This window comes from Chamaesiphon sp. OTE_8_metabat_110, assembly GCF_031382685.1.
Lineage (GTDB): Bacteria > Cyanobacteriota > Cyanobacteriia > Cyanobacteriales > Chamaesiphonaceae > Chamaesiphon.
Genome location: NZ_JANMZA010000580.1, coordinates 1 through 10,668, shown reverse-complemented (window position 1 = coordinate 10,668; position 10,668 = coordinate 1). Strand labels below are relative to the sequence as shown.

General features: G+C 45.0%; 11 protein-coding genes. 3 read left to right on the top strand and 8 right to left on the bottom strand.

Translation table 11 applies throughout. The annotated features are described in order from the left end of the window. Window positions 1-278: 278 nt before the first annotated feature. On the top strand, window positions 279-1,217 hold the full coding sequence (locus RMO52_RS21015; protein ID WP_310418195.1) for a HEAT repeat domain-containing protein: 939 nt from the start codon (window positions 279-281) through the stop codon (window positions 1,215-1,217). On the opposite strand, the gene RMO52_RS21010 is transcribed toward RMO52_RS21015, so the two are convergent. Both RMO52_RS21010 and nadC read right to left on the bottom strand, forming a co-directional pair. Next, window positions 1,183-1,998, bottom strand: a complete 816-nt coding sequence (locus tag RMO52_RS21010) for an SDR family oxidoreductase (RefSeq protein WP_310418192.1) — start codon at window positions 1,996-1,998, stop codon at window positions 1,183-1,185. The two genes, RMO52_RS21015 and RMO52_RS21010, sit on opposite strands and share 35 nt — an antisense overlap. A 37-nt stretch (window positions 1,999-2,035) precedes the next feature. Beyond that, a complete protein-coding gene (nadC, locus tag RMO52_RS21005) occupies window positions 2,036-2,896 on the bottom strand; it encodes a carboxylating nicotinate-nucleotide diphosphorylase (protein WP_310418189.1) in 861 nt (286 codons plus the stop codon). Between the two features lie 285 nt (window positions 2,897-3,181). Between nadC and RMO52_RS21000 the strand changes: the two genes are divergently transcribed. Next, a complete protein-coding gene (locus RMO52_RS21000; RefSeq protein WP_309739177.1) occupies window positions 3,182-3,661 on the top strand; it encodes a hypothetical protein in 480 nt (159 codons plus the stop codon). 135 nt (window positions 3,662-3,796) lie between these two features. Beyond that, window positions 3,797-4,801 carry an ABC transporter ATP-binding protein gene (locus RMO52_RS20995; protein WP_309739175.1) on the top strand — a complete coding sequence of 335 codons (1,005 nt, stop codon included), beginning with the start codon at window positions 3,797-3,799 and terminating at the stop codon, window positions 4,799-4,801. A 14-nt stretch (window positions 4,802-4,815) separates the two neighbouring features. Here the strand turns inward: RMO52_RS20995 and RMO52_RS20990 are convergent, their stop codons facing one another. The 6 genes from RMO52_RS20990 to rplI all read right to left on the bottom strand — a co-directional run bounded on the left by RMO52_RS20990 (window position 4,816) and on the right by rplI (window position 10,424). Next, window positions 4,816-5,730: a bifunctional riboflavin kinase/FAD synthetase gene (locus RMO52_RS20990; RefSeq protein WP_310418184.1), complete on the bottom strand. Its 915-nt coding sequence runs from the start codon at window positions 5,728-5,730 to the stop codon at window positions 4,816-4,818. Window positions 5,731-5,862: 132 nt separating this feature from the next. Beyond that, window positions 5,863-6,132, bottom strand: a complete 270-nt coding sequence (locus tag RMO52_RS20985; RefSeq protein WP_309739171.1) for a hypothetical protein — start codon at window positions 6,130-6,132, stop codon at window positions 5,863-5,865. A 46-nt stretch (window positions 6,133-6,178) separates the two neighbouring features. Further along, entirely contained in the window at window positions 6,179-7,060 is an 882-nt protein-coding gene (gene folP / locus RMO52_RS20980) for a dihydropteroate synthase (protein WP_396135071.1), read from the bottom strand. A 100-nt stretch (window positions 7,061-7,160) separates the two neighbouring features. Beyond that, window positions 7,161-7,532, bottom strand: a complete 372-nt coding sequence (locus tag RMO52_RS20975) for a DUF2809 domain-containing protein (protein WP_309739167.1) — start codon at window positions 7,530-7,532, stop codon at window positions 7,161-7,163. Window positions 7,533-7,570: 38 nt separating this feature from the next. Further along, on the bottom strand, window positions 7,571-9,766 hold the full coding sequence (dnaB, locus tag RMO52_RS20970; RefSeq protein WP_310418180.1) for a replicative DNA helicase: 2,196 nt from the start codon (window positions 9,764-9,766) through the stop codon (window positions 7,571-7,573). Between the two features lie 199 nt (window positions 9,767-9,965). Next, entirely contained in the window at window positions 9,966-10,424 is a 459-nt protein-coding gene (gene rplI, locus RMO52_RS20965; RefSeq protein WP_309739163.1) for a 50S ribosomal protein L9, read from the bottom strand. Window positions 10,425-10,668: the final 244 nt, after the last annotated feature.

Below are 10,668 nucleotides of genomic sequence, written 5' to 3'. Positions count from 1 at the left end.
CCGAACCAGCCGATGTAGATGCGATTTTCTGTGGAGGCGATCCAGCTACAGAAGCGTTCCCAGACGTTGGCGCTCTGGGTGCGTTGTAAGGTTGTGGTCATTGTATGATTGCTGTTTGTTCCTGGTGGAACGGAATGTTTTTTATGTATGAATCTAATCTAACTCGATTGTTAACGTTTGTAAACGTTTCTCAGTTTTGCAGAACTGATAGGTGTAATAGGTTTTGCTTATGTGCGTTTGCTACCTAATCGCACGATACATCACCACATCAGGCTAAATTGGAAAGTAACAATCTATTGATGCAGATCGAGACGGCTGCAAGGAGAGAATATTTGGACAACATTAGAAAGATGCTAGAGATCGGCACTGACTCAAGATCTACTGCCGAATTAATTCAGCTTGCCATCGCAGCACCTGAAGAAGATGAAGATGACGCGAACGAGCGATGGCATTTTGTGGGCTTGCTCCAACGGCGCGGAAATCGAGAGGTGCTAGATCGATCGTTAGCATTGACAAGAAGTTCATCGATCGAGGAAAGATCTCTAGGTATCGATATTTTGGGACAGCTAGGCATTCCAGCACGAACTTTTCCTGACGAATGCGTTACGAGACTAGTCGAATTATTAGAGCAGGAATTCGACCCACTCATATTACGAGATATTTGTATTGCGCTTGGGCATTTAAAAGATCCGCGATCGATCGAGCCACAATTAAAATTTTGCCTGCACCCCGATTGGGAGGTACGCTATGGCGTGGTGAGTGGACTGAGCGGACGCGATGACGAACGTGCTATTTTGGGTTTGATTAAATTATCTACAGATGTGTGCCCAGAAGTCCGCAATTGGGCGACTTTTGGATTGGGGACGTTAATCGAGGTGGATACACCAGCGATTCGAGAGGCATTGTATCAGCGGTTCTTGTTAGAGGATAGCCAAGATGAAGAAACTGCCGAAATTTATGACGAGGCATTGGCAGGGTTAGCAAATCGCCAAGACGATCGGATTTTACCTAGACTGATAGCGCAACTGATGTCTGATGATGTCGATACATTCGCAATTCAGGCGGCGGAAGCCATGGCTGACGATCGCCTCTACCCCGCACTATTACACTTACAAACTTGGTGCGACAGTACCTATTTGGCAGATGCCTTATCGGCTTGCCAGCCGCGATCGTGCCATCGATCTAACCCTCGATCCCCTTCCGCATCAGCCCGATAAACCAGGCGTCTGGGAGCAACTTCCGCAAACCTAGTAAGAAAGTTGCGTTACCTCCAGCCGGATAGCGCAACTGCCAACTACCATCGGTTGCAGCTTTGTAGATTGCCTCGGCAGTTATTTCTGGCGGCGAACCATTGGCACCAGCTTTATCCATTTTGGGCAACGTCCGATCGATATACTCATCATAGGCAGTCAACCCAGCTTTTCTGGCGACATTAATCGATCGACTATAAAAATCTGTTTTAATCGCACCGGGTTCGATAATTTTGACTTTGATATTAAACTGGCGCAATTCGTATTGGAGTGATTCGGAAAAGCCATCGACAGCCCATTTTGTAGCGTGATAAGGACTATAAATCGGGAAAGTCATCCGTCCGCCGATCGAGGCGACATTTACGACTACACCTTGCTGGCGTTGCCGAAAGTGCGGCAAAATCGCCCGCGTGACTTCCATCAGTCCAAAAACGTTGGTTTCAAACTGACCGCGAATATCGGCCATCTCACAAGCCTCAAAAGCCCCGATCAGCGCATAACCAGCATTATTAACAACGACATCGATCGCCCCAAAATGAGCGATCGCCTTATCGATCGCCGCATGAATCGTCTCTACTTTAGTAACATCCAATGGCAAGCACAGTACATTCGGGAGATTGGCAAGTTCGGGCGATTTTTCGGGAGTACGCATGGTCGCAGCCACGTTCCAGCCTTGCTGTTGAAATAGTTGCGCGGTAGCTCGCCCAATCCCAGTAGATGCTCCAGTAATAAATACGGTCTTGCTCATGGAAAATCACTCAGAATTTAATTTAGTTCTATTGTAATTAAATTGCTTTAATCCGCATACTTAGATCTAGCCAAGGCGATCGGGTAATCGGTGCGCTGGTGGAGATATAATCGACCCCAGTTGCGGCAACTTGACGAATTGTAGTTAGGGTAATATTCCCCGATGCTTCAATTTTGATGCGATTGTTTGCAGCGCGAATAACTGTAACTGCTTGGCGCATCAAATCTGGGGGCATATTATCGAGCATGATAATATCAGCATCACAGTCGATCGCCTCTTGCACTTGGACTAATGATTCGGTTTCAACTTCGATCGTCAGTGGATAAGGCATCGCTTGACGAATCCCCAAGATCGCGGCGGTAATTCCACCCGCAGCGGCAATATGATTGTCCTTAATCATCACCGCATCATCTAATCCCATCCGGTGATTGACACCCCCACCGACGGTAGTCGCATATTTTTCTAGTAAGCGCAAACCAGGGGTAGTTTTGCGGGTATCGACTAATTGTGCTGGTAGATCGGCGATACATTCGACATATTTATTAGTCGCCGTAGCAATCCCGCTCAAGCGCATTGCTAGATTTAAGGCTGTCCGTTCGCCCATGAGTAATGTGGCTAAATCTGCAGTAATTGTAGCGATCGATTCCCCCGATCCACAAGCCGCTCCCTCGGCAACTAGCGGCTCATATTTGGCTTGAGGATTCAAAAGTTCAAATATGCGTTTGGCAACTGGTAGAGCGGCAACTACCCCAGTTTCCTTAGCAATCCAGGTCGCTGTTGCAATTCGCTCTACATTCGGTAAGCCCTGGGTACTGCGATCTGAGCGACCGATATCTTCTTGGAGCCATTGTGTCAGATGTGGATCGAGGACGATCCATGGGGGCAAAATTGGGGTCATCGATCGTTTAAGCTGTGAGAAATTGAGTAATTAAGTAGCTAGGCGTAATTAAGTATAAGATATCGTGTAGGGTGGGCACCGCCCACCAGATAGGTTTCAGACATAATATATCTTATAAATAATTGCATTTACCCACTTAGTTGTAGGAAATCTGCAAGCAATTTTAGCTAACCAGTTGAGCCATCCCGATCGATTCTATCACTAGCCGATTTGAGTGTCGATCGAACCGATAATATTGAAACTGCTAATATGAGTGTAGTCCTATCTAGTGCGAGTAACTAAGCGATGTCTGCATATACTTCGGAAGAACTCAATACGATCGTCCAAGCACCAATGACGATCGGTATGGCTGTAGCTGTCGTAGATCTCGGGATTGTCTCCAGCGCGATCGAGGCTGTGGTACTATCACAACAATTAACAGGTGCTGCCAAAAAATATCCGGGCAACTCGATCGTCCAAGCTGCTTTTTCAGATGCGGTACTCGGGAGCGGTCAAATTAAGCCCAAGAAGCCAGACATTCAGCCCGAAGATGTCAAGTCTGGCGCGGTGGTAGATCGGGCGCTTGAATATGTCGATCGAGCGGTAGCTACAATCGGCACCAAAGCCACCCCAGCGGAAATCGCTGAGTTCAAACAATTTGTCTACGCCTGCGCCGAAGCAGTCGCGAAAGCAGCGGGCAGTGGCTTGTTTGGTTCGGGAGATCCCAAAATCAGCACAGCCGAGGCATCAGCTTTAGTTAAAATCAAAGCAGGATTAGGCGTCTAGCCGCACGCTTAGCGATCTGGCTGCTAAGTATTTTCAAAGGGTAGGGGACAGGCTAAAGTAGAGAAGCAATCGGACGATCGCGGTATTTGGCGGTCGTCCGATTGCTAAATTCTCTACCCCCGATTTTCTAAAGCTATGATTACTACTGAAACGTTGAGTCAATCGACTCCCACTTATGAAGTGGAACTCGCGATCGAGACTTATCAGTTACGCAAAGTATACCGGACTGGCTTTTGGCTCAATCGTCAGGTTGAATCATTAAAAGAATGTACGCTGCAAGTCGAACAAGGTGAAACTTTTGGGCTATTAGGATTGAATGGTGCTGGCAAAACGACACTGCTCAAAACATTATTAGGAATTGTCAAATCGACTAGCGGCAAAGGACTATTACTCGGCAAGCCATTGGGAGATCGATCGGTCAAACAAAAAATTGGTTATCTACCTGAAAATCCTTATTTTTATGATTTTCTAACTGGTTGGGAATTATTAGAGTACACGGCAGGATTATTTGAAATTCCCTACTCTGTTCAAAAAAAACGGATTCCAGCACTACTCGAATTAGTTGGATTGGCACAATCTGCTGCTAAGAAAAAGCAACTTCGGCAGTATTCTAAGGGGATGGTGCAGCGGGTAGGGATGGCGCAAGCACTAATTAACGATCCCGAACTTATTTTCCTCGACGAACCGATGTCTGGACTCGATCCATTAGGGATCAAACAGATGCGGGACATTATCGTCTCATTAGGCGACGCGGGTAAAACTGTCTTCTTTAATAGTCACGTTTTAGCAGAAGTCGAGCAGATTTGTAGTCGCGTGGGCATCTTGGCGCGGGGTGAATTAATTTGCTGCGGTACATTATCAGATTTATTGGTAAATCCAGTTGATGCAGAGCCGAACTCTGGGCGCTATTATGATGTGACTGGGCGCGGCGGCAATCGAGAAATTCTCGATCGATGGATGAGCGAGATCGCTTATCAGGATGATATTTGGCAGGGCAAACTTCACGGCGAACCTCAAGAGTTTATGTCTACCTTGCGATTGTTAGGAGCAGAATTAATATCGCTCAAACAAGGACGGGCATCGCTTGAAGAATTCTTTATGGAACAAATGGAAATACGTGGTATTCGATCGAGTACCTAAATTCACACCTTAACCTAAGATGAAAAAAACTCGCGCGCAGCCTTACAATCAGCTTGAATTTGATTGGTGAGGGCAGTCAAATCGGCGAACTTTTGTTCGGTTCTCAAGAAGTGATGTAGATAAACGATGATTTCTCGATCGTACAAATCGCCATCCCAATCGAGCAAATGCACTTCCACTGTGGTATTCACACCATTAACCGTCGGACGTTTGCCGATATTCATCACGGCGGGCAATTGCGTCTGCGTATCGGTATCGACGCGAACGCAGTAGACACCCTGACGCGGCAGAAATTTTTCGGCAGGGTATTGAAGATTCGCTGTCGGAAATCCGATCGATCTGCCGATCGATTGTCCGCCAACTACCGTACCCACGATCGAATAATAGCGACCTAATAAAACTTGTGTCAATTTTAAATCCGCAGCCAATAATGCCGCTCGAATCCGCGAGCTACTAATTCGGCTATCGCCATCGGTTTCTAAGGGCGCAATTTTAGTCTGGATACCAATCTGAGCCGTTAGCTCGACGAGATCTGTGGCTGCACCCGCACGTTGATTGCCAAATCGAAAGTCCTCACCCACGCTAATAAATTTAGCCTGAATTTGACAAGCCAAAATTCGATCGATAAATTCTTGTGGCGACAATTTTACCAGCTCTCGATCGAATGGCAATAAAATCAGTTGCTGGATGCCCAACCGTTCTAAAATGATGGCGCGTTCGTGATGTGGCGTCAGGAGTTGTCGCGGTTGTCCGGTAAAATATTGCTGGGGATGCGGCGCAAATGTTACTACCGTTTTGTAAAGAGCGGGATTGTCGCTAGCTAAAACAGGTCTAATCACCTCCAAGTGACCCCGATGAATCCCGTCAAAGTTACCTAGCGCAATCGCTGTGGGAGTCAATAAATTGTCGAGAGATGAGGTAATCTGCACTTTTATTTGTTACTACTTGGCAATCGATCGATCGATTAGCTGTTGTTTTTAGAGTAAAATTTCATCGAACTATCATTGGAGTTCGCGTAGCGTCTGCCTTAGCAAAAGCCCCACCGAGCGGTAATCGAGAAATTAGTTTCCCAAACCCGTAATATGTTGCAAAATAATGTCTATTTTTCCTTCGAGTCTAGCAATATCTCCCTTCATTGAAGAAATATCCGCTCGCGTCGCATCGGATTTATCTTGAAGTTCGTCTAGCTCTTCGTACACCTGCTGAAAATTTTCATCGATACTTCTGGCTGGCATCTGAGTCGCTTCTAGACGTTGGATTCGCCAATCCATTTCACGGACTCTCTGCCTGAGATCCCGATCTGGTCGGTTTGATTCCGGTGAGTTGGTCATAGTAATCGATATTTTAAACCCTTTTCTATTTTCTCATTATTTTCTGTCAAGTGCTTGCACCGATCTCAGCTAGCTCCCGATCTCTAAACATCACATCTGCAACTCGACTGACATCGAACATTTCCGCCACATCATGAACGCGGAGGATATCTGCACCCCTGGCAATTGCCGCACAACAGGCGGCTGCGGTGCCCCACAAGCGCCGTTCGGGGTCGGGTTGGTTCAAAATCTTACCGATGAAGCTTTTACGCGATACACCGACCAATAGGGGCAAATCTAGGATTTGGAACCTGTCAAGCTGGCGAATTATTTCGATACTCTGATAATACTGCTTGGCAAAACCAATCCCCGGATCGAGCATTACCCGGTCACGATCGATTCCCGCCGCGATCGCGCGATCGATTTGGCGCTCGAAGAAGGCTAAAATCTCACTTATGACATCATCATAATCGGTCATCTGCGTCATCGTCGCAGGCGTACCGCGCATGTGCATTAAGATATAAGGTACCCCAAGCTGCGCGACTGTCTCGAACATTTTTTCGTCAAATTGTCCGCCAGAAATATCATTGACAATATCCGCACCAGCTTGGATTGCCGCTCGCGCGACGGTGGCTTTGGTGGTATCGATCGAAATGGGGATATGCTGAATATCGGGATGCTGGCGAATCCGCTCGATTACCGGAATCACCCGCGCCAATTCTGTTATTTCATCGACAGGTGTCGCCCCTGGTTTGGTAGACTCCCCGCCGATATCGATAATATCCACACCTGAGATTACCATCTGGACTGCTTGCGCGATCGCCGCATCCACCGTTGCAAATCGCCCCCCATCGCTAAAACTATCGGGAGTCACATTCAACACGCCCATCATATAGGTGCGACTCCCCCACTCAAAACTTTTACCGCGTATAGTTAATAATTTGCTCATCATATTATCAGCCAGATTAGTTTGCTAGTTTGCAGAATCGAGATCGATCGGTATGCTGATTGGAGAAATTGTATTTAGTCGATCTCTAAACTTGCTTGCCTCAGTTTTGATGCTGTCTAGATTCGAGCATAACTACGATCGTCGCTCCCAGTACATAAGCGATAATATCTTTCCAATCGAATGTACTACCGATCGCGATCGCGATGACCTTATATTTTTGCAATCCTAAAACAGCGACCAAATTAAAATATTGTAAAAGCTCGATCGTCCAAGCAAATAATAAAACTAATAACGCAGCGGTATGATATCGAATCTTCCAGAAAGTTCTCACCAAGCAATAAATCAGAATAACTACCAACACATCGCCGATAAAAGGTCGGATAAAACGATCGTCGATAAAAATAGCGATAAATACCTCTATTAGAAACAATCCAATTGTATAGCAAGCATACCTGTTATTGAAAATCAACATCTAACAATTACAATTATGAAGTCACTGTGAGTGTAATTCTAATTCATTGGACGAGCCAAATTTTTAAACTTAGTTAAAGCTGGATCGAAGACTAGCTTGACTACACCTGTCGGACCATTACGATGTTTGGTGATAATTAGTTCGGTAATGTCTCGATCGGGCGTATCGGGATTATAATAAGCATCACGATAGAGCATAATAATCAAATCTGCGTCTTGTTCGATCGATCCACTTTCTCTCAAATCTGACATCATTGGCCGCTTATTATTTCTAGCTTCCACCCCCCGACTTAATTGCGACAAAGCAATCAATGGTACTTGCAATTCTCGGGCTAATCCTTTTAAACCACGAGTGATTTTTGAAATTTCTTGAACGCGATTTTCGCTGCTACCTTCCATCAGTTGCAAATAATCGATCATGATTAATCCCAAGGTGCCTCCATGCTCGGCTTGCAATTTCCGTGCTTGGCTCCGCATCTCCATCAGCATCATGCTGGCATTGTCATCGATAAAAATTGGTAGCTCAGATATCCGATCTACTGCCTTATATACCGAGTCCCATTCATTCGGACTAATTCGCCCCGCACGTAGGCGATTACTATCGACACCAGCTTCACTAGCAATCAATCTTTGTACCAATTGATCTTTAGACATTTCTAAACTAAACACTAATACTGGAAGCTTATGCAGTCTTGCCATATTGTAGGCAATGTTCAAACTGATAGCCGTATTATGAACGCAGATATCGTTGGCAACGAAATTATGAGTATCAGGAATTGTTAGATCGTAAACTTGTTTTTCGCCAGTATATTCAATCGAAACAATTTCATCCCAGTATACCTGTCTTAGATCTTCTCTATTTTTATCATCCTCTGAAATTAATAATGATAATTTTTCAAGCTCGTCCTCTTCACCTAATATTCCAATTTCATTAATAAAACTTGCAATCGAGCGACTTTCTATAATGCTCAACTTCCATTCTGGATTTATATTATTCGTGACATTAAATTCTATCGAGCTAATAATTCTAAATCTTAGTAACAAGTGCTGAATCTGTCTAAGTATTTTTACGCTCTCTCCTCGATAAACAATATGAGGTGTATCATTTAATACGCTTAAATAAGTATTAGTAGCAAACAAGCAGCGTAAAAACAGCACGACTTGAGGTCTGATTAGCTTGAATATATAAGCAGGTATAATTGTCTGAACAGAACAGCTACCCCACATCTCTACTTGTTTGCTCCAGTCGAGTAATTGGCAATCTGCTGATATTTCAGATCCGAACACTGGTAAAGAAATAGGAATCCCAATCCGATCCCCTACCTCAATTTCGGCAAGCTTTTGCCAGCCGTCTAATGTTAAGAATGGATGAGTCAGAGTGGTTTCGATCGATCTACCCAATCGAGTCGTAACTTTAAATACTGGTTTGATGCCATCATCTACATACGCTGATGGCTTAGTAAGACTAAATTTCCAGTTATCATTTAGAGTTAATATTTCTGCTTGTTGCTGATGATATAGCTCTTGAATAGTTTTAATCGAACCGTCTGCTAATACAATTTCGGAATCATAAGCGAGACATTTTCCCATTGACGGACGACCCGCAATAATAATCAGATCCGATCGCTGAAATCCACCAGTCATGCCATCGAGATCGCTAAAATCACTTGTCAATCCTGGCGGGATAAGTTTGTCATGACGATCTTGGATATCTTGATAGGTTGTCGCGACGATTTCTTTGATCGGTGTTAGCCCTTGCTTGGGTCTAGCCTGCGTCAAATTGAGAATTTGTTGCTCGGACTCATCGAGGACGGTTTCTAATGGTCGCTCGGTTGCAAAGCCCAACTGCGTGACTTCTGTCCCGGCTTTAATCAATTCGCGCCGGATATATTTATCCATCACCAATACGGCGAGCGAATCAATATTCACCGCACTAACCGTTCGCTCTAATAATTGAATTAGTTTAGCCTGTCCGCCGATTTTTTCAAGCTGGTTTTGGTCGATCAACCAATCGGTAAGCGTGAGCAAATCTGTCGGCTTACCCTGACTATTGAGCGCCAAAGCTGCTTGATAAATATCGATGTGGGTGGGGATATAAAAAGCTTCTGGAACGAGTTTTTCAGCGACGCGTCCGATCGCTTCTGGATCGAGTAAGATACCACCTAAGATCGCCTCCTCAACTTCAATATTCTGCGGTGGAATCAGATTTGTCGATCGAAAGTTGGGTGTATCCATAGAAGGGATTAGGGAATAGGGATTAGCGAAAAGTGCGGTCTTGGGGTTTCCCCAAGTAGAGCACCTTTTCAAGACAGGGAATAGAGGGTAGGGAATGATGCTACCAACAAATTGCAGTACTATTATACTAAAAAATTAGTCTAGATACAAAAATAGGCTGCGGGTGCAGCCTGAGTCGATCGATAAGATAACGTTAAAATTACTTAGAGACGACTTCGATTTCAACGGTAACGATAACTTCGGGATGAAGCTTGAGTTCGGCTCTATAGGTACCGATTTTAGCTACATCAGGCATGGTGATATCACGTTTATCAACTTCTTGCGTAGTGATGGATTTGATGATGTCAGCAACTTCTGCCGTTGTCACCGTACCAAAAATGGCATCGTTTTCACCAACTTGCTTAGCAATGGAGAATTTACCAGTTTTTTCGATCGCTGCTTTTTGAGTCAGAGCTACTTCTTTGAGTGCCAATAACCGCAGCCGCTCGATTTCGCGCCGCTTTTCAGCTTGCTTGAGGATGCCTGGAGTTACATTGGTAGCAATCTTCTGAGGAAGGAGATAGTTACGAGCATAACCGGGTGCTACTTCTACTAAGTCGCCATTTTTGCCCAGTTTACGGACGTCTTGGGTTAAAACTAACTGTACGCGCTTTGCCATATTGATTTTATGTATTAAGCTTTCTGAGCTATATTTGAGATGGTGCCACAAACCTACGATCTTATCACACTTCGTCTTAGATTTTAGGCTTTAGGCTTTAGGTTCGAGTGGATAGTTGATAGTGAATAGTGGATAGTGGATAGTGGATAGAGTCGAAATAATCACCCAGCCACCTAGTCTCCTAGTCTCCTAGTCTCCCAGTCCCCCAGTCCCCCCGTCTCCCCGTCCCCCATCCCCCATCTCC